Below are 20,095 nucleotides of genomic sequence, written 5' to 3'. Positions count from 1 at the left end.
TCGGTCGCACAGCGGTTGCGACCGGGCGCATCTCCAAGCCGCTTACTGCGCGATGGCCCCCGCGGCCAGCCGCCAGGCCAGCACGAACATCACCAGAGCAATGGCGCCATCCAGCACGCGCCAGGCGCGCGGGTCGCGAAAAAACGGTGCAAACAGGCGTGACCCCAGGCCTAGAACGATCAGCCACAGCACGCTGGCTGTGAGCGCGCCGGCGGCAAAGCCAAAGCGCGCGTCGGCAAAGCCGTGGGCAATCGAGCCCAGCACCATCATGTCCAGCCAGAAATGGGGGTTGAGCAGGCTGAAGCCAATGGCCCCCAGCAAGGCCGCGCGGCGCGAAGACAAGGCGGCCTGCTCGGCCTGAGCCCCCGCCGCCGGACGCCAGGCCCGGTGGGCCGACTGCAGACCATACCAGGACAGGAACACGACCCCGAACCACAGCACGAAACCCGCCAGCCCGGGCAGGCGGGCCGTCAGCGTCTGCAGACCCGAGACGCTGGCAAAGATGAAGCAGGCGTCGATCAGGGCGCAGATGAAGAGGATGGAAAACAGGTGCGCGCGGGCAATGCCCTGGCGCAGGATGAACGCGCTTTGCGCCCCCACGGCGGCGAACATGCCCAGGCCCGTCAAGGTGCCGCTCGTCCAGGCGGCAACCAGGGGCGAGGCGGAAAGAAACGGGACAGCGGCAAACATCGTGGGCTCCTGCAAAATGAAAGGCCATCCGAATGAATGGCCAGCCGAATCGGGTGCCATACCGGCTTGCGACGCGGCTGATTCGGACTGCCCTTCATTGTGCAGGTGCAGCAATATAAAATACAGCTAAATTTATTAAATTATATTAAGCAATTCTTAATTAAAACAGAGAACAAGCATGCAACTGGATCATGGCAATCTGCGCGCCCTGGCCGCCGTCGTGCGCGAGGGCAGCTTCGAGCGCGCCGCCGCGGCGCTGCACGTCACCCCATCGGCCATCTCGCAGCGCATCAAGACGCTCGAATCGCGCATGGGCCGACTGCTGGTGCTGCGCACCAGCCCGGCACAGGCCACGGCGGACGGCCGCGTCCTGGTACGGCTGGCCGAGCAGGCCGCCTTGCTCGAACACGAAGCGCTCGATCATCTGGGCATCGACGCCGACCGTCCCGCTCCCAGCCTGCGTATCGCCGTCAACCACGACAGCCTGGAAACCTGGTTCATCCAGGCGGCGGCGCGCTACGCAGAAAACAGCCGCACGACGCTGGACATGATTTCCGAAGACCAGGATCACACGGCTTCTTTGCTGCGCAACGGCAGCGTGCTGGCCGCCGTCACGACGCTGGGCGACCCGGTGCAGGGCTGCCGCGTACACCCCCTGGGCCGCATGCGCTACGTGGCCACCTGCTCACCCGCCTTCCACGCCCGCTACTTTGCGCACGGCGTAACCGCCGACGCCCTGGCGCAGGCCCCGGTGCTGATCTTCAACCGCAAGGACGACATGCAGGCGCAGTTCGTGCGGCGGATTCTGGGCGACGAGCGCCCCTGGCAACCGCCCACCTGGTGGCTGCCCTCGGCGCACGCCTTCGTCACGGCCACCCTGGCTGGCCTGGGCTGGACGATGAACCCGCTGCCCATGATTCGCGCGGCCCTGGACGCGGGCGATCTGGTGCCGCTGCGCGCCCGCGCCTGGCACGACCTGCCGCTGTACTGGCAGCATTGGCGCACGGGGGCGCGCACCATGGACGTTCTCACGCAGGCCGTGCGCCAGGCCGCCCGGGTGCTGGTGCGTCCGGCGCGGGCGGGCTGAAAACAGGCTCCCTCGGCACCGCGCGGGCGGGCGTCAGGCGGCACGCGGTGGCTACTGTCCTGCGCGCAGCTGGCTGAGCGTCTTGGTGGGCGTGATGGTTTCGGGGTCGATCAGGCAATGGACGATGGCGGGCAGGCCGCTGGCCATGGCGCGCTCGAAGGCGGGCTGGAATTCGGCGGTGGTCTCGACGCGCTCGCCATGGCCGCCAAAGGCGCGCGCATAGGCGGCAAAATCCGGATTGCGCAGCGCGGTGGCCGACACCCGCCCCGGATAGTGGCGCTCTTGGTGCATGCGGATGGTGCCAAACATGCCATTGTCGATGAGCACGACGACGATGGGCAGCTGGTACTGCACCGCCGTGGCAAATTCTTGCCCATGCATCATGAAGCAACCATCCCCGGCAAAACACACCACCGGACGCTGCGGATACAGCCGCTTGGCCGCCACGGCGGCGGGCAGGCCATAGCCCATCGAGCCCGAGGTGGGCGCCAGCTGCGTGCCATAGCCGCGAAAGCGATAAAACCGGTGCAGCCAGGTGGCGTAATTGCCCGCGCCGTTGGCGAGGATCGCGTCATCGGGCAGGGCCTGGTTGAGATACGCCATCACCGCGCCCATCTGCAAGGCGCCCGGGTGGTGGATGCGCAAGGGGTCGCTCCAGGCGGCGCGCGCCGCGTGCAGCTGCTGGCAGCGCGCCTGGCGCGCCGCCGTGGCGGTGGCGGGCAGCCCTGCCATGGCCCGCAGCCAGGCCCCGGGCGAGCACGCCAGGGCCACGTCGGCCCGATACACGCGGTTCAGCTCGCTGGGGTCGGGGTGCACGTGCGCGAACGTCTGCCCGGCTTCGGGGATGCCAAACAGGGTATAGCCCTGGCTGGGCACCTCGGACAGGCGCCCGCCCACGGCCAGAATCAGGTCGGACGCGCGGATCGCGGCCAGCAAGGCCGGGTCGGCCCCCAGGCCCAGGTCGCCCGCGAAGCAGGGGTGTTCGACCGGGCACAGCATCTGGCGGCGAAACTGCACCGCCACCGGGATGGCATGGCGCTGGGCAAAGGCCGCAAGATCATCGACAGCCCGCGCATCCCAGCGGCTGCCGCCCACAATCGCCAAAGGCCGTTGGGCCTTGGACAATAGCGTGGCCAGCGCAGTGAGCTGATCCGCGGGCGGCGCGGTATCCAGCACCTGGTAGGGCCGGGCGTCGGCCACCGCGACCATTTCGGTGAGCATGTCTTCGGGCAGCGCCAGCACCACGGGGCCGGGGCGCCCGGACACCGCCACGTGGAAAGCGCGCGACAGGTATTCGGGAATGCGCTCGGCCTGATCGATTTCGGCGGCCCATTTCACCTGCGAGCCAAAGACCGCGCGGTAATCCATCTCTTGAAACGCCCCCCGGTCGCGCATGGCGCGGCCGATCTGGCCCACCAGCAGAATCAGCGGCGTAGAGTCTTGCGAGGCAATATGTACCCCCGCCATGGCGTTGGAAGCCCCCGGTGCGCGCGTCACCAGACACACGCCGGGGCGGCCCGTGAGCTTGCCGTGGGCCTCGGCCATCATGGCCGCCCCGCCCTCCTGGCGGCACACGGTGACTTCAATGCCCGCGTCGTACAGCCCGTCGAGCACCGCCAGATAGCTTTCACCGGGCACGCAAAAAACGTGCCCAACCCCGTGCACGCGCAACTGATCGACCAACACATGGCCCGCCAGCCGGGGCTGTACCGCAGACGATAGCGTCATCACATTTTCCTTTTCGCAACATGCCTGACCCTGCCAGACAGGCAGCGTCCAAGATCACCTTCACCCCGCCAACCCGCGGCCCGCCCTGTTCACGCTTCGACCGGCGTGGTGCTCAGCCACAGCACCTCGGACTCATGCGCACCGGCGTTGATGACCCGATGCCGCATGCGGCTGTCAATATAAAAACAGTCGCCCGCGCTCAAGGTGACGGGCTGGTAGTACTCGGTATGCAGCTCGATGGCGCCCGCCAGCACGTAGACGAATTCTTCACCGTCGTGGCGGCTCCAGCCCTCGTCCGGCGCAAGACTGAAGGCTTTGATGACGCTGCGAAACGGCATCATGCTCTTGTGCGCCAGCTGCGAGCACAGCAGCTGGTGGCGGTAGAGTGGCGTGTCGTGCAGTTCCCCTTGCCCGGCGCGCTCGATGCTGCGCCGCCCGGCCCCCATGTGCGCCTGGGCGGGTACGAACAGTTCGGCAATGTCCACGCCCAGGCCGTGGGCCAGGCGCAAGAGCACATCGTAGGTGGGCGACACCAGGCCGTTTTCAATCTTGGACAGCGCCGAGACCGACACCCCGCTGGCCTCGCCCGCCTGGCCTTGCGTCCAGCCGCGCTGCAAACGCAGCGACTTCAGGCGCCCGGCCAGGGCGGATTGGCGCTCGCGCACCTGCGTTGAACTCAATTTGTCGTCTTCTGTGATAGTCATTGCCTGCTCGCTGCCCCCGCGCACCCGGCGCCGCTGCCGCGGGCTCGCACGCCCGTCGGCTGCGGGCCGCTAAACCACATTCTTTTCGATGATCGGCCGGCCTTCGAGAATGCGGCCCCACCCCAGACGACCAAGGTCGAGCGTCTGGAAGCCGCCGGACACGATCAGTTCGGACAAGGCGCGCCCCACGGCGGGCGACTGCTGCATGCCGTGTCCGCTGAAGCCATTGGCGAAATACAGGTTGTCCAGCGCCGGATGCAGCCCGAGGATGACGTTCTGATCGACGAGGTTGTAGTCGTAGTGCCCGGCCCAGCTGCGCGTGCAGCGCAGGGCCTCGAAGGCCGGCACCCGCTGGGCGAGCGTGGGCCACAGCACCTCGTCGAACAGGGCGTGCTGCACGTCGAAATCGGTGACGGCGCACTCGGGATCGTGATCGGGCGAAGGCGCGACCCCCATGATGAAGCCCTGCCCCTCGGGGCGAAAATAGGCGCCGCTGGGGTCGATGACCATGGGGCAGCCGGGCAGCGGCTGCGGGCACTGCACGTAAAAGACGCTGCGCTTGCGGGTCTGCACCGGCAGCTCGATGCCCGCCAGCCGCGCCAGCGCCGGGGCACCCGTGCCCGCCGCATTGACCAGCGCCCCGCAGGACAGTACCTGCCCGTCGTCCAGGCGCACCTGGCCGACCCGGCCCCCTGCAAGCCCGAGCCCCACCACCCGGCGCGGCAGATACACCGCGCCCTGGGCAATGGCTTTGCGCCGCAGCCCTTGCAGCATGCCGTAGGCATCCAGCCAGCCCTCGCCGCTCAGGCCCAGGGCGCCGCCCGCCAGATCGGCCACGTCCAGCCAGGGATAACGCGCCCGCAGCGCGGCGCTATCCAGCAAGGCGATATCGGCCCCCAGGCTGCGTTGCAGGGCCTGGTTTTCTTGCAGCACCGGCCAGCCGCGCGGCGTGGCCAGAAACAGGTAGCCGCCCTCGCGAAAGGCCGCGTCGGGCTGCTCGCCGTCCACCGCCAAGGCCTGGGCAAAGCCGCGCAGGAACCGCGTGCCGAAGAGCGACATCTGGATGTTTTCCGCCGTGGAAAACTGGTGCCGGATGGACGCCGCCGACAGCGCCGTGGCGCAATGCTGATAGCTGGGATCGGGCTCGATGACGGCCACCGTGCCGCGAAAACCGGGGTGGGTCGTCAGGAAATAGGCCGTGGCGCTGCCAACGGCGGCGCCACCGGCAATCACTACGTCGAAATGCGTCTGCGACATCGAAGGAGGCTCCTGGGCTGTACTGCGCGGCGCGCCTCGCCCAGGCCCCGGCGGCGCCCTTGCCGTCAAGGCAAGCCGACCCGCCGCCAGATGAGCGGTGCGCACACCACGCCTTTCGGCAATGCCTTATTTTCAAACCAATTTTTTCTGATTGCTCTAAGCATTTTCCCTAAAAGAAAATTTTTTCCAGACAGAAATCCGCGTGCTATCCTGAACCGCACAGCCGCGAATACCGGAATACCGGGCTGCGCCCCCACGGCACGCTGGGGGCCGGGCGCGGCCAAGACCCACGCGCGCACGGCTGCCCGCCGGGCGCGCAGCGCACTTGCACGGAGCACACCGCATGGACACGCACGATCTGCTGCATTCTTTCGGCCTCTCGTCAGACACGCTCACAGGCGGCACGCTGGCCGTGCACTCGCCCATCGACGGCAGCCACCTGGCCGATCTTCACACGCACAGTCCGCAAGACGTCGCCCGCATCGCCGCCCAGGCGCAGGCGGCGTTTCTCGCCTGGCGCGAAGTGCCCGGGCCGCGGCGCGGCGAACTGGTGCGCCTGTTCGCCGACGAACTGCGCACCCACAAGCAGGCCCTGGGCCGCCTGGTCAGTCTCGAAGCCGGCAAGATCGCCGCCGAAGGCGAAGGCGAAGTGCAAGAAATGATCGACATCTGCGACTTCGCCGTGGGCCTGTCGCGCCAGCTGCACGGGCTGACCATCGCGTCTGAGCGCCCAGGCCACCGCATGATGGAATCCTGGCACCCGCTGGGCGTCGTGGCCGTCATTTCCGCCTTCAACTTCCCCGTGGCCGTGTGGTCGTGGAACACGGCGCTGGCGCTGGTCTGCGGCGACCCCGTCATCTGGAAGCCCTCCGAAAAAACGCCGCTGTGCGCCCTGGCCTGCGAAGCGCTGTTCCAGCGGGCGCTGGCGCGCTACACCGAAGCCCCCGAACACCTGGTGCAAATCGTCATCGGCGCGCGCGAAGTCGGCGAAGCCCTGATCGACGACCCGCGCGTGGCGCTGGTCTCGGCCACGGGTTCCACCCGCATGGGCCGCCAGGTGGGGCCGCGCGTGGCCCAGCGCTTTGGCCGCTGCCTGCTCGAACTGGGCGGCAACAACGCCATCGTCGTGGCGCCTTCGGCCAACCTGGACATGGCCCTGCGCGGCATCGTCTTTGGCGCCATCGGCACGGCCGGCCAGCGCTGCACCACCACGCGGCGCCTCATCGTGCACGAAGACGTGGCCGACACCCTGATGGCGCGCCTGAAGGCCGCCTACGCCAGCGCCACGGTGGGCAACCCGCTCGAGGCGCACACCCTGGTGGGGCCGCTCATCGACCGGCGCGCCTTCGAGGCCATGCAGACGGCGCTGGACGCGGCCCGCGCGCAGGGTGGCCAGGTCACGGGCGGCGAACGCGCGCTGGCCGAGCGCTATCCGCACGCCTGGTACGTGCGCCCGGCCTTGGTTGAAATGCCCGCACAAACCGACCTGGTCTGCCAGGAAACCTTTGCCCCCATCCTGTACGTGATGCGCTACCGCACGTTCGACGAGGCGCTGCACATGCACAATGCCGTGCCGCAGGGCCTGTCGTCGGCCATCTTCACCACCAACCTGCTCGAGGCCGAACAGTTTCTCAGCTCCGGTGGATCGGACTGCGGCATCGCCAACGTCAACATCGGCACCTCGGGGGCCGAAATCGGCGGGGCCTTCGGCGGCGAGAAAGAAACCGGTGGCGGCCGCGAATCGGGCTCGGATGCCTGGAAGTCGTATATGCGCCGCGCCACCAACACCATCAACTATTCTCACGCCTTGCCGCTGGCCCAGGGCATCCGGTTTGGCGAGGATTGACAAGCCTGAGCCGCTGCCTCAGCATGAAGCCCTTCAAAAACACACAACAAACCGCCCACCGGCACAGAGGAGAACCCCATGAAGACCCCCACCCGCCTGGCCATTGCCCTGGCCGGCCTGACGCTTGCCGTCGGCGGCACGGCGCACGCAGGCAAAGTGCTCGACTCCGTGCGCGCGCACGACCAGCTGGCCTGCGGCGTCAACACGTCGGCCCCCGGTTTTTCCGGCACCGACAGCAAGGGTGAATGGCGCGGTCTGGACGTGGACGTCTGCCGCGCGGTGGCCGCCGCCGTGCTGAAAGACGCCACCAAGGTGAAATTCGTGCCGCTCAACCCGCCGCAGCGCTTCACCGCGCTGCAGTCGGGCGAAATCGACATGCTGTCGCGCAACACCACCTGGTCGCTCACGCGCGATGCCTCGCTGGGGGTGGTCTTCACCGGCATCAACTACTACGACGGGCAAGGCTTCATGGTGCCCAAGAAGTTCGGCGTGAAAAGCGCCAGTGAACTGAAAAACGCCGAAATCTGCCTGCAGTCGGGCACCACGTCCGAAAAGAACGTGGCCGACTACTTCAGCGCGCACCACATCCCCTACAAGCCGGTGGTCTTCGATTCGCCCGAAGGGGCGCACACCGCCTTCTTCGGCGGGCGCTGCCAGGTCATCTCCACCGACATGTCTGAACTGGCCGGCATCCGCGTGCAAAACCCCAAGGCTGACGACTACGTCATCCTGCCCGACGTCATCTCCAAAGAGCCGCTGGGCCCGGTGGTGCGCCGTGGCGACGACGAATGGTTCGCCATCGTGAAGTGGGCGCTGTTCGCCATGCAGAACGCCGAAGAGATGGGCATCACGCAGGCCAACGTCGATCAGGTCAAGGCCGAAAGCAAAGACCCCAACGTGCAGCGCTTGCTGGGCACCGACGAAGACATGGGCAAGCTGCTGGGCCTGGACAAAGACTGGGCCTATCGCATCATCAAGCAGGTGGGCAACTACGGCGAAAGCTTCGACCGCAACATGGGCGAGCACTCGGCCCTGAAACTGCCGCGCGGCGTGAACAAGCTCTGGACGCAAGGCGGCCTGGTCTATGCGCCTCCCGTGCGCTAAGCCGCCAGGCACGCAGCGCACCGCCGTCCCGCAAGGCGGCTCACACGTGGGGCGCCGCAGCCTCGTCTACCAGATCGTGGCCGTCCTCGCCCTGCTGTACCTGGGCTGGGTGCTGTTTTCCAACACCGAACAAAACCTGGCGGCCATGCAGGTGAAGTCGGGCTTTGGCTTTCTGCTGCAGCCCGCGGGCTTCGACATCGGCGAATCAGCCTTTCCCTACGTGGCCAGCGACACCTATCTGCGCGCATTCCTGGTGGGCGTGGGCAATACCCTGCGCGTCTCGCTGCTGGGCATCGTGCTGGCCACGATCCTGGGCACACTCGCGGGCATTGGCCGCCTGTCGCATAATTTTCTGCTGCGCAAGCTGTGCGACGTCTATGTCGAAATCCTGCGCAACGTCCCGCTGCTCATCCAGCTGCTGGCGCTCTACCTCGTCATCACGCAGCTGCTGCCCTCGGCGCACGACGCCTTGACGCTGCTGCCCTACACGTACCTCAGCAAGAGCGGCCTGCAGATGCCGGTGCCCGTGTGGTCGATGGCCTGGGCTCCGGCCCTGGTCGGCCTGCCGCTGGGCTGCCTGGGGGCCTGGTGGCTGCTGCGCCGCGCGCAAAAGCGGCAGGCGCGCACGGGCGGGCGCCCGCGCCGCCTGCCGGCGCTGCTGTGCGTCGTGGGCCTGCCCCTGGTCGGCTGGCTGGCGGGCGGCGCCCCCCACCAATTCGACGTCCCCGAAATCTCGATCTTCAACATCAGCGGCGGCATCTCGCTCACGCCCGAATTCCTGGCGCTGCTGGCGGGCCTCACCCTGTACACCTCCAGCTACATTGCCGAAATCGTGCGCGCGGGCATCCTCGCCGTATCCGAAGGGCAACTCAACGCCGGGGCGGCCCTGGGGCTCACGCGGGCGCAAAGCCTGCGCTGGATCATCCTGCCGCAGGCCATGCGCGTCATCGTGCCGCCCATCACCAGCCAGTATCTCAACCTAGCCAAGAACTCGTCGCTGGCCGTGACCGTGGGCTACCCCGACATCGTCTCGATCGCCAATACCTCGATCAACCAGAACGGCCAGGCGCTGGAATGCATTTCCATCATCATGCTGGTGTACCTGCTCATCAGCCTGGTCATCGCCCTCTACATGAACTGGTACAACCGCCGCGTCGCGCTGGTGGAAAGGTAGGCCGACCATGACATCCCGGCCCCACTCGCCGCTGAATCCGCCGCTGCCCTTCGTCGGCCCGCTGCTCGCCTGGGTGCGGCGCAACCTGTTTTCCAGCTGGATCAGCAGCCTCGTCACCCTGGTCATCGGCGCCCTGCTGGTGGCGGCCATCCCGCCCGTCTACGCCTGGGCGCTCGGCCATGCCGTCTTCGTGCCCGACGTCAAGCTCTGCCGCGCCGCCCAGGGCGAAGGCGCCTGCTGGGGTTTCGTCGCCGAAAAGGCGCGGCTGATCCTCTTTGGCCGCTACCCCTACGCCGAACAATGGCGCCCGCTCGTCGCCACCCTGATCCTCGGCGGCGCGCTGTTCATCAGCTGCTTCCGGCGTTTCTGGAAAACCTGGCTGGCGGGGCTCTGGGCGGCCGCGCTGCTGATCTTCGTACTGCTGATGACGGGCGGCTTCTGGGGCATGAGCCGCGTCGAAACCAATCTGTGGGGCGGGTTTCCGCTCACCCTGGTGCTGACGGTGGTGGGCATCTTCCTGGCGCTGCCGCTGGCCATCCTGATCGCGCTGGGGCGGCGCTCGAACATGCCCATCATCCGCTCGTTCTGCATCTTCTACGTCGAGATCATCCGCGGCGTGCCGCTCATCACGGTGCTGTTCACGGCGTCATTCCTGTTTCCGCTGTTCCTGCCGCCGGAATACAACATCGACGTCATGCTGCGCATCCAGATCGGCATCGTGCTGTTCACGGCGGCCTACCTGGCGGAGACGATCCGCGGCGGCCTGCAGGCCATCCCCAAAGGGCAGTACCACGCCGCCTCGGCGCTGGGCCTGGGCTACTGGCAGGCCACGGGCAGCATCATCCTGCCGCAGGCCCTGCGCATCGTGGTGGCCCCCATGGTCAATACCTTCATCAGCACCTTCATGGACACCTCGCTCGTGATGGTGGTCAGCCTCTACGACCTGACCGGGGCGCTCAAGCTGGCGTTGGGCGACCCCAGCTGGAAGCCCTTCTTCCGCGAAGGCTATCTCTTCGTCGGTGCCATCTACCTGGTCTGCTGCTACGGCATGTCACGCTACAGCCAATGGGTCGAGCGCCACATCAACCGTCGCATCAGCCGCCCGTAAGAATAACCATTCTTATTTGCTTTACAATCGTCTCGACCTTTTTTCGAGAGTCCACAAGCCATGAAGACCTCCTCACGTCGAGCCTTTCTACGCAGCGGGATCGTGCTGGGCGCTGGCGCCCTGCTCGGCGCGCCCGCCCTGCGCAGCGCCCGCGCCGCGCAAACCCAGACCCTGGTGCTGTACAACGGCCAGCACGCCAAGACCACGACGGCGCTGGTTGCCGCCTTCACCAAGGCCACGGGCATCCAGGTCGAAATCCGCAAAGGCAGCAGCACCCAGCTGGCCAACCAGATCATCGAAGAAGGCAACCGCTCGCCGGCTGACGTGTTCTACGCAGAAGAAAGCCCGCCGGTCGCGGCCCTGGCCGAAAAGCAGCTGCTGGCCGCCCTGCCCGAGAGCACGCTGAGCCAGGTGCGCCCGGGCTACACCGCGCGCGACAAGACCTGGACGGGGGTGACCGCCCGCAGCCGCGTCACGGTCTACAACAAAGACATGATCCAGGCGTCCGAGCTGCCGGGGTCGGTCATGGACATGGCCACGGCGGCCTGGAAAGATCGCGTGGGCTTCGTGCCCACCAGCGGGGCATTTCAAGAACAGATCATCGCCATCAAGCTGCTCAAGGGGCGCGACGCGGCGCTCAACTGGCTCAAGGGCCTGAAAGAATTCGGGCGCATCTACAACGGCAACATGGCCGCCATGCGCGCCGTCGAGCGCGGCGAGATCGCCACGGCGCTGGTCAACAACTACTACTGGTACATCGTCGCCAACGAAGTGGGCACCGACAAAATGAAAGCCGGCCTGCACTATTCCGCCCCCAAAGATCCGGGATGCCTGATCACGGTGTCGGCGGCGGGCGTGCTGAAGACGGCGCGCAACCCCGACGCGGCCCAGAAGCTGCTGGCCTTCATGGTCAGCCAGGCCGGGCAGGAAGCCGTGGTCGATACCGTGGCCGAATACCCCCTGCGCGCGGGCGTGAAATCACCCTTCGACCTCAAGCCCTTCGACCAGCTGATGCCGCCCGCCGTCAGCCCCGCCGACCTCGGCGACGCGGCTGACGCCATCGCCCTGCGCCGCGAGGCCGGCCTGGCGTGATACGGCCTGGTTTGCTGGCGGGCCGTCGGCCCGCCATGCCGCCGACCTGGATGAGCGTCGCGGCGCTCGTTCCCGTCGGGCTGGTCTGCCTGCCGCTGGTCTACATTGCCCTGCGCACCGTCCAGACGGGCCTTGCGGGCGCCGCGGCAGAACTGTTTCGCGCGCGCACCTTCGAACTGCTCAGCAATACCGTCACCCTGGCGCTGGGGGTGATGATCCTGGCCTCGCTGATCGGCCTGGGCGTGGCCTGGTGCGTCGAACGCAGCGACCTGCCGGGCCGGCGCTGGTGGCGCGTGGCCGCCGGCCTGCCGCTGGCCGTGCCCGCCTTTGTCTCTAGTTACGCCTGGTCATCCATCGACGTCGTCTTTCAGAACCTGGGCGGCGCCATCTTCATTCTGGCCCTGTCGTCCTACCCCCTGGTCTATCTGCCCGTGGCCGCCGCCCTGCGCAGCACCGACCCAGGGCTGGAAGACGTCTGCCGCTCTTTGGGCCACGGCCCCTGGCACGCTTTCACGCACGCCCTGATGCCGCAGCTGCTGCCCGCCCTGGGCGGCGGCGCGCTGCTGGTGCTGACCCATATGTTCGCCGAATTCGGCGCTCTGGCGCTGTTGCGCGTGCAGACTTTCACCACCGCCATCTTCGAATCGTACGAGCTGCAGTTCGACAGCGCCTCGGCGGCCATGCAGTCCATCGTGCTGATGTTGCTGTGTATCCCGGCAGCCTGGGCCGAAATGCGCCTGCGCGCGGGCCGCCAGGTGGCCCGGGTGGGGCGCGGCGCCACGCGTCAGGCCCGCCCCGTGGCGCTGGGCCGGGCCACCTGGCCCGTGTTGGCCGTCTTCGGCCTGCTGGGCTGCGTTTCCCTGGGCGTGCCGCTGGCCACACTGGGCTATTGGCTTGCGCACGGGCATTCCACCGGGCGTGGCTACGACCAGATTCTCCCGGCCATTGAAGGCACGCTCACGCTGGCGGGCTCGGGCGCCCTGCTCACCAGCGTGCTCGCCATCCCGCTGGTGCTGCTGGCCGCGCGCCACCGGGGCCGCCTCGCGCAATTCGCCGAGCGCCTGCCTTACATCGTGCACGGGCTGCCCGGCGTGGTCGTGGCCCTGGCCCTGGTGTTTCTGTCGATCCGTCTGGTGCCCGCGCTCTACCAGGGCGCGAGCGTGCTGCTCATCGCCTACGCCATCCTGTTCCTGCCGCTGGCCCAATCGTCGCTGCGCGCCTCGATCGAACTCGTGCCGCCGCAGATCGAGGCCATCGCCCGCAGCCTGGGACGCCGTCCGTTCCACGTCTTCCTGACCGTGATCCTGCCCAACATCACGCCGGGCATCGGCGCGGCGCTGGCCCTCATGATGCTGGAGATCGTGCGCGAGCTGACGGCCACGCTGATGCTCGCCCCCACCGGCACCGTCACCCTGGCGACCGAGGTCTGGACATACACCGCCGATGCCGAATATGGCGCCGCCGCCCCTTTTGCCGCCTTGCTGGTGGTCGTTTCCATTTTGCCGGTCTGGGTCTTCACCCGCCGCATGCTGCACCACGGACATCAATGAGATGAGCACCTCCATGATCCTCAGCCAGATCCGCAAGCGCTTCGGCCCCACCGAAGTGCTGCGCGGCATCGACCTGGCCATCCCCCAGGGGTCGGTGCTGGCCCTGCTGGGGCCTTCGGGCTGCGGCAAGACCACCTTGCTGCGTCTGATCGCCGGTTTCGACCCGCTGGACGAAGGCCAGATCGCCTTTGGCGAGCGCATCGTGGCATCCCCCACGGTGTTCGTGCCGCCCGAGCGGCGCGGCATCGGCTACGTACCCCAGGAAGGCACGCTGTTTCCGCACCTCACGGTCGAAGGCAACATCCGCTTCGGCCTGCCGCGCCAGGACGGGCGGCGCCAGCGGGTGGAAAAAGTGCTGGCCCTCACCGGGCTGGCGGGCCTGGGCAAGCGGTATCCGCACGAACTCTCGGGCGGGCAGCAACAGCGCGTCGCCCTGGCCCGCGCCCTGGCGCCGGGGCCGTCGCTGGTCTTGCTGGACGAACCCTTCAACGCCCTGGATCTCGACCTGCGCCGCAGCATGTGCGAAGAAGTGGTGCGCGTGCTGCGCCAGACGGGCACGACCACGGTGCTGGTGACCCACGACCCAGGCGAGGCCTTCGCCGTGTCGGATCAGCTGGCCGTGATGCAGTCCGGACGCATCATGCAGTGCGCCCGCCCCGAAGCGGTGTACTGGAAACCGGCCAGCCCGGCCGCCGCCCGGCTGACGGGCGCCACGCTGTGCCTGCCGGGCGCACTGACCGACGGCCAGACCGCCACCTGCGCCCTGGGCGCTATCGCGCTGCACCCCGAAAGCCCGCGCCCCGACGGCAACGCCAGCATCCTGATCCGCCCCGAACAGGTGCTGTGGTCGGCCCAGGGCCCTGGCATCCCGGCCACCGTGGGCTACCGCTCGTTTCGCGGCGACCACACCCTGATCGGCGTCGATCTGGCCGAACTGTGCCTGGACTTGCGCGTGCCGTCACTGTCAGCGCCGGCCCTGGGGGCCAGCGGCTACCTGCGGGTACAGGGCGCCTGCATGGCCTTCGACGAAAAGGCGACCTAGGCTACAGCCCGCGCCGCGCCGGGCTACGCCACGACGGCAGCCGCCCCAGGCGTGGGCTTTATCTCATTGCCAGCCCCAGCGGCGGCAGTACACCCCCTTCATCCATTGCGTCAGCCCCATGTAGGCCAGCAGGATGAACGGCAGCAGCGCGAAGTACAGCGGCGGCAAGGCCTGCAGGCTGAAGGCTGATGCCAGCGGCCCCATGGGCAAGAACAGCCCCGCGGCCATGATCAGCACCGTCATGAACAGCAGCGGCCAAGCGGCCCGGCTTTGCACGAAGGGCACCTTGGCCGTGCGGATCATGTGCACGATGAGCGTCTGCGTCAGCAGGCTGACCACGAACCAGCCCGACTGGAACAGCGTCTGCTGCGCGGCGGAGTGCGCGCCGAAGACGAACCACATCATGGCGAACGTCACCAGATCGAAGATCGAGCTGATGGGCCCGAAAAAAAGCATGAAGCGGCCGATTTCCCCCGGCACCCAGCGCTGCGGCCGCAGCAGCTGCGCCTCATCCACGGTGTCGAACGGAATCGCCGTCTGCGAGATGTCGTAGAGCAGATTGAGTACCAGCAGGTGAATGGGCAGCATGGGCAGAAACGGAATGAAGGCGCTGGCCACCAGCACCGAGAACACGTTGCCGAAGTTGGAGCTGGCCGTCATCTTGATGTACTTGAGCATGTTGACGAAAGTGCGCCGTCCCTCGACGACCCCCGCTTCCAGCACCATCAGGCTTTTTTCCAGCAGGATGATGTCGGCAGCCTCGCGGGCGATGTCTACCGCCGAATCGACCGAGATGCCAATGTCGGCGGTGCGCAGGGCCGACGCATCGTTGATGCCGTCGCCCAGAAACCCCACCACGTGGCCGTTAGCCTTGAGCAGGCGCACGATGCGCGCCTTGTGCGTGGGCGTCAGGCGGGCAAAGACGTCCGTGGTTTCCACGGCGCGCGACAGCGCTGCGTCGTCCATGAGTTCGAGGTCGCCGCCCAGCAGCACCTGGCGCGGCTGCAGGCCCACCTCGCGGCACACTTTGGCCGTGATGCGCTCGTTGTCGCCCGTGAGCACCTTGACGGCCACGCCATGCGCCGCCAGGGCGGCCAGCGCCTCGTGGGTGGATTCTTTGGGAGGGTCGAGAAAGGCAATGGTGCCGGCCAGCACCAGGCCCTGCTCGTCGGCCACACTGTACGCCTGCCGCGCGGGCTGCGGCCGACCCGAGGCCACGGCCACCACGCGCAGGCCTTCTTCATTGAGACTGCTGGCCACGGCCCGGATGCGCTCCAGCAGCGCGGGCGTCAGCGGCACTTCGCGGCCATCGTGCATGACCCGTGTACATACCCGCAGCACTTCTTCGACCGCCCCCTTGGTGATCAGGCGATGCCCGCCATCCGGCCCGGACACCACCACCGACATGCGCCGCCGGACGAAATCGAACGGCATTTCGTCCACTTTGCGATAGCGGCCTGCGGCCCCCGACGGGCCGTCCACCCCGGCGCGCTCGAGCACGGCCACGTCCAGCAGGTTCTTCAGGCCCGTCTGATGCCGGCTGTTGAGCCAGGCCAGTTCCAGCACCGCGTCGGACGGCTCCCCCCAGGCATCCACGTGGCGTTCGAGGAAAATGCGGTCTTGCGTGAGCGTGCCCGTCTTGTCCGTACACAGCACGTCCATGGCACCGAAGTTCTGGATGGCGTCCAGCCGCTTGACCACCACCTTGCGCCGGGCCAGCGCCACCGCCCCCTTGGCCAGGGTGGAGGTGGCGATCATGGGCAGCATCTCGGGCGTGAGCCCGACCGCCACCGACACGGCGAACAGCAGCGCCTCGCCCCAGTCGCCCTTGGTGAAGCCATTGATGAACAGCACCAGGGGCGCCATCACCAGCATGAAGCGGATGAGCAACCAGCTCGTGCGATTGACCCCCATCTGAAACGGCGTGGGCGCGCGGTCCGTGGCCAGCACCCGCCCGGCCAGCGCCCCGAAGTAAGAACGCTCGCCGGTGTTGACCACGACGACGCGGGCCGCGCCCGAGACGACGTTGGTGCCCATGAAGACGACGTTGTCGAGTTCGAGCGGGTTGCGCACCGCGTCGTCGCGCTGGACGGCGAATTTTTCCACGGGCAGCGACTCGCCCGTCATGGCGGCCTGCGCGACGAACAGGTCTTTGGCCGCCAGGATGCGGCAATCCGCCGGGATCATGTCGCCCGCCGCCAGCACGACGACGTCGCCCGGCACCAGCAGGCGCACTTCGACCTCGCAGCGGCGGCCCAGGCCATCGTCCAGCTGCACGCCTCGCGGTTGGCCATCCGCCCCCGTCACGTCGGCGTCGCCCAGGGGTCGCAACACCGTGGCCGTATTGCTGACCAGCGATTTGATGGCGTCCGCCTCGCGGTTGGAGCGCACCTCCTGCCAGAAACGCAGCAAGGTGGACAGCACCACCATGGTGCCGATGACGACGACCGCCTCCGCGTCCTGCGTGAGCCACGACACGACGGCCAGGAGGGTCAGCAGCAGGTTGAAGGGCGTGCGATAGCAATGCCACAGGTGCGTCCACCAGGGCAGGGGCTTTTCCTGCTCCACTTCGTTGAAACCGACGGATTCGCGCAGCTGGGCTGCCTGCGCATCGCTCAGGCCATCGGGGCGGCTGTCCAGGCGGCGCAGCAGCGCGTCGGGCGCCATCAGGGCGGCGGCCCGCAAGGCTTGCGCCAGCACCGGGGGCACTTCGTGGCTGGCCACGGCGCCGATCTCGGCAGTCGGCAGAAACCGCCGACGGAAATGGCGGGTCATGTGGCGGGCGCGCAAAAAGCCCGCGAAAAGTTCTTTCAGGATCGTGAAACGCATTCTTGTTCTCCGGATCGCCACTCCCCTGAAACAAACAGAAGAGCGGCTAACGAGGCCGAGGGTTCAAAGTCATGGTGAAGTTCCCGCAAAAGAGTCGGCCGCGCGGCGGCCCGGCGCGACGAGTCGTTGACCAGGCGCAAACGGGCCGCCGCGTCGGGCGGCGACAATCACGATCGTGTCGGGATGAGGGATGCCGTGCGGACGCACGGCATCGGGACGAACCCGCAGCTATCTGCCACAAGACAGGGATAGCCGCAAGCCGAAGACTTGCAAGCTACCTAAGCCTGTGGCGCATCGATCGTAGATCGACAACTGGCACTTTCCACAGGAAGGCACTCCGCAAAATTGAAGACGCGTCATTTTAATGTCGAAAATCAGGCCGCCACAAGCGGAATCCGAGCGTTCTGCTCGGGTTTTTGGCCTCATTTCGCGCATATGCATACCCGATACCCGACCTACACTGAGCCGATACGCGCGGTAGCCGACGGCGGTTCGCTTGGTACACCCGGCAGCCCCGCGGCATGCTTCGTTACACAGAAGAGAGGATGACACCATGGCCCACCCGCGTCTGGCACGAACACGCACCACCTCATTCAAATTCGCCCTTTTCACGCTGGTGGCCATCATCGGCATCGCCCTGCTCACCGGCGCCTTCCTCTGGATGGAGCGCAACGCGCTGCTCAAGGAACGCCAGGACGGCGCCCGCCAGGCGGTAGAAACCGCCTACGGGGTCATCACCTATCTGGATGCCCAGGTGAAAAAAGGGGCGCTGACTGAAGACCAGGCCAAACAGCAGGCCATGGACGCCATCCGCGGCATGCGCTACAGCGGGCAGGAATACTTCTGGATCAACGACATGCAGCCGCGCATGGTGATGCATCCCATCCAGCCCAAGCTCAACGGGCAAGACCTCTCAGCCATCAAAGACCCAAACGGTCTGCGGCTGTTCGTCGCCTTCGTCGATACCGTCAAGGCCAGCCCCAGCCATGACGGCTTCGTCTTCTACCTCTGGCCCAAGCAGGGTGCCGCCCAGCCAGTGCCCAAGGTGTCTTACGTGAAAGAATTCGCCCCCTGGGGCTGGATTCTGGGCTCGGGCGTCTACTTGGACACGGTCAACGCCACGCTCTGGAACCAGGCCATCCGCTTCGTGCTGGCGGCCCTCGTGCTGGCGGCCATTTTGCTGGCGCTGGGGCTGACCCTGTCGCGTCGGCTGGTGCGCCAGCTGGGCGGCGAACCCGATGAAGTCATCGCCATCGCCAATCAGATGTCGCAAGGCGACCTGAGCGTGGACATCCCCGTGCGCGAGGGCGACACCCACAGCCTGCTGCACGCCATGCGCGTCATGCGCGACGGCATCGCCCAGGCCGTGGCCCAGGTGCGCCAAGGCACCGAGTGGATCGCCCAGTCCGTCGGCCAGATCGTCACCGGCAACCTGGACCTTTCCGCGCGCACCGAAGAACAGGCCGCCTCGCTGCAGGAAACCGCCGCCAGCATGGAACAGATCACCAGCACCGTGGGGCACAACGCCACCAACGCGCAGCAGGCCAACACGCTGGCCAGCGCCGCGTCCGAAGTTGCCGCCAAAGGCGGCGACACGGTCAACCAGGTGGTGCACACCATGGACGACATCAACGCCTCCACCCAGCAGATGGCCGACATCATCGGCACTATCGACAGCATCGCCTTCCAGACCAACATCCTCGCGCTGAACGCCGCCGTCGAGGCCGCCCGCGCGGGCGAGCAGGGCAAGGGCTTTGCCGTGGTGGCCTCCGAGGTGCGCGCGCTCGCCCAGCGTTCGGCGGCCGCCGCGCAGGAAATCCGCGGGCTCATCGACACCACGGTGCAGAAAATCCGCACCGGGGCCACCCTGGCCGACGGCGCCGGGCAGACCATGGCCGAGGTCGTCAGCAGCGTCAAGCGCGTCACCGACATCATGGGCGAAATCACCTTGGCCAGCCGCGAGCAGGCCACCGGCATCGAGCAGATCAACCTCGCCATCACGCAGATGGACCAGGTCACGCAGCAAAACGCCGCCCTGGTCGTGCAGGCAGGCGAATCGGCCAAGGCGCTCGATGCGCAAATGAACGGCCTGAACCAGGCCGTGGGCGTGTTCCAGCTGCGCCACGACGCCCCGGCCCTGCCGCAGGCCTGAGTCCTCGACGGCCTCCTCTCGCGGGGGGCCGCCCAGCATGCCCGCTTCACCCACCCACTGTGGCACCTGTTTCTACCGCAGGACACCACGGCACCGATCGTCACAAGGTGCCGACTTTCACGCGCCGCGCACGCGACACCACGTTATAGATCGTCGTCCTGGACACGTGATAGCGCGCGGCGATCTGGGCGACCGGGGTGCCGCGCGCCTCGACCATGGCCAGGACTTCCTGCGTCTGCCGCGTATCGAGCTTGGGCCGCCGCCCCCCGTGGCGCCCCCGCGCACGCGCCGCCACGAGGCCCGCCCGGGTGCGCTCCCGGATGAGGTTGCGTTCGAACTCGGCCAAGGCCGCGAAAACGTGGAAGATCAGCCGACCCGAGGCACTGCTGGTTTCAATTTTTTCGGTCAGGCTCTCGAAACTGACCCCTTTTTGCTCCAGGTCGCCCACGATGCGCACCAGGTCCGGCAGACTGCGGCCCAGCCTGTCGAGGCGCCAGACCACCAGCGTGTCTCCCTGGCGCAAGGCGCGAAAGCAGGCATTCAGCTGCTCGCGCGCGGCGCTCTTGCCGCTGGCCACATCGGTATACGTATCGCTTTTTGCTATGCCCGCCCGAAGAAATGCGTCGATCTGCAGGTCGAGGTGCTGCCCGTCCGTCGAGACCCGCGCATATCCGAGGCGCCGCCCTGCGGATGTTCCTGCCGTCATCATGGGGCGCAATGTACAGCAAACGG

Annotated in this window: 15 protein-coding genes; 9 read left to right on the top strand and 6 right to left on the bottom strand. The window is 67.3% G+C overall.

What is annotated here, in order from left to right:
* Nucleotides 1-42: 42 nt before the first annotated feature.
* Entirely contained in the window at nucleotides 43-690 is a 648-nt protein-coding gene (locus CCA01S_RS09810; protein ID WP_066457637.1) for a LysE/ArgO family amino acid transporter, read from the bottom strand.
* A gap of 178 nt (nucleotides 691-868) precedes the next feature.
* On the opposite strand from CCA01S_RS09810, the gene CCA01S_RS09805 reads away from it, so the two are divergent.
* The gene (locus CCA01S_RS09805; protein WP_066457636.1) at nucleotides 869-1,777 is read left to right on the top strand and encodes a LysR family transcriptional regulator ArgP; all 909 of its coding nucleotides are present in this window, start codon (nucleotides 869-871) and stop codon (nucleotides 1,775-1,777) included.
* 51 nt (nucleotides 1,778-1,828) lie between these two features.
* On the opposite strand, the gene CCA01S_RS09800 is transcribed toward CCA01S_RS09805, so the two are convergent.
* The 3 genes from CCA01S_RS09800 to CCA01S_RS09790 all read right to left on the bottom strand — a co-directional run bounded on the left by CCA01S_RS09800 (nucleotide 1,829) and on the right by CCA01S_RS09790 (nucleotide 5,466).
* Nucleotides 1,829-3,505, bottom strand: a complete 1,677-nt coding sequence (locus tag CCA01S_RS09800) for a thiamine pyrophosphate-binding protein (protein ID WP_066457635.1) — start codon at nucleotides 3,503-3,505, stop codon at nucleotides 1,829-1,831.
* Nucleotides 3,506-3,594: 89 nt separating this feature from the next.
* Nucleotides 3,595-4,209, bottom strand: a complete 615-nt coding sequence (locus CCA01S_RS09795; RefSeq protein WP_066457634.1) for a helix-turn-helix domain-containing protein — start codon at nucleotides 4,207-4,209, stop codon at nucleotides 3,595-3,597.
* 69 nt (nucleotides 4,210-4,278) lie between these two features.
* Nucleotides 4,279-5,466, bottom strand: coding sequence for an NAD(P)/FAD-dependent oxidoreductase (locus CCA01S_RS09790; protein WP_066457632.1), 1,188 nt, complete (start codon nucleotides 5,464-5,466; stop codon nucleotides 4,279-4,281).
* A 343-nt stretch (nucleotides 5,467-5,809) separates the two neighbouring features.
* On the opposite strand from CCA01S_RS09790, the gene amaB reads away from it, so the two are divergent.
* From amaB to CCA01S_RS09755, 7 genes are all read left to right on the top strand, one after another.
* Nucleotides 5,810-7,312 (top strand): L-piperidine-6-carboxylate dehydrogenase, encoded by a 1,503-nt coding sequence (amaB, locus tag CCA01S_RS09785; protein ID WP_066457628.1) that lies wholly within the window; start codon nucleotides 5,810-5,812, stop codon nucleotides 7,310-7,312.
* Nucleotides 7,313-7,390: 78 nt separating this feature from the next.
* Complete coding sequence (locus CCA01S_RS09780; protein WP_066457622.1) at nucleotides 7,391-8,416, top strand: amino acid ABC transporter substrate-binding protein; 1,026 nt, start codon at nucleotides 7,391-7,393, stop codon at nucleotides 8,414-8,416.
* On the top strand, nucleotides 8,397-9,590 hold the full coding sequence (locus tag CCA01S_RS09775) for an amino acid ABC transporter permease (RefSeq protein ID WP_084386662.1): 1,194 nt from the start codon (nucleotides 8,397-8,399) through the stop codon (nucleotides 9,588-9,590). Before CCA01S_RS09780 ends, CCA01S_RS09775 begins: the two co-directional genes overlap by 20 nt.
* Before the next feature lie 7 nt (nucleotides 9,591-9,597).
* Nucleotides 9,598-10,698: an amino acid ABC transporter permease gene (locus tag CCA01S_RS09770; protein ID WP_066457611.1), complete on the top strand. Its 1,101-nt coding sequence runs from the start codon at nucleotides 9,598-9,600 to the stop codon at nucleotides 10,696-10,698.
* A gap of 60 nt (nucleotides 10,699-10,758) precedes the next feature.
* Nucleotides 10,759-11,790, top strand: a complete 1,032-nt coding sequence (locus CCA01S_RS09765) for an extracellular solute-binding protein (RefSeq protein WP_066457609.1) — start codon at nucleotides 10,759-10,761, stop codon at nucleotides 11,788-11,790.
* 35 nt (nucleotides 11,791-11,825) lie between these two features.
* Complete coding sequence (locus CCA01S_RS09760; protein ID WP_066457607.1) at nucleotides 11,826-13,340, top strand: ABC transporter permease; 1,515 nt, start codon at nucleotides 11,826-11,828, stop codon at nucleotides 13,338-13,340.
* Between the two features lies 1 nt (nucleotide 13,341).
* Nucleotides 13,342-14,382, top strand: coding sequence for an ABC transporter ATP-binding protein (locus CCA01S_RS09755; protein ID WP_066457604.1), 1,041 nt, complete (start codon nucleotides 13,342-13,344; stop codon nucleotides 14,380-14,382).
* A gap of 63 nt (nucleotides 14,383-14,445) precedes the next feature.
* Here the strand turns inward: CCA01S_RS09755 and mgtA are convergent, their stop codons facing one another.
* Nucleotides 14,446-17,211, bottom strand: coding sequence for a magnesium-translocating P-type ATPase (gene mgtA, locus CCA01S_RS09750; protein WP_066457600.1), 2,766 nt, complete (start codon nucleotides 17,209-17,211; stop codon nucleotides 14,446-14,448).
* A gap of 553 nt (nucleotides 17,212-17,764) precedes the next feature.
* Between mgtA and CCA01S_RS09745 the strand changes: the two genes are divergently transcribed.
* Nucleotides 17,765-19,363 carry a methyl-accepting chemotaxis protein gene (locus tag CCA01S_RS09745; protein WP_066457597.1) on the top strand — a complete coding sequence of 533 codons (1,599 nt, stop codon included), beginning with the start codon at nucleotides 17,765-17,767 and terminating at the stop codon, nucleotides 19,361-19,363.
* Between the two features lie 100 nt (nucleotides 19,364-19,463).
* Here the strand turns inward: CCA01S_RS09745 and CCA01S_RS09740 are convergent, their stop codons facing one another.
* On the bottom strand, nucleotides 19,464-20,069 hold the full coding sequence (locus CCA01S_RS09740) for a recombinase family protein (protein WP_066457815.1): 606 nt from the start codon (nucleotides 20,067-20,069) through the stop codon (nucleotides 19,464-19,466).
* Nucleotides 20,070-20,095 lie beyond the last annotated feature (26 nt).

This window comes from Castellaniella caeni NBRC 101664 (genome assembly GCF_001592225.1).
Lineage (GTDB): Bacteria > Pseudomonadota > Gammaproteobacteria > Burkholderiales > Burkholderiaceae_B > Castellaniella > Castellaniella caeni.
The sequence above is the reverse complement of the archived record's forward strand: the minus strand, read 5'-3'. Positions and strand labels throughout refer to the sequence as shown.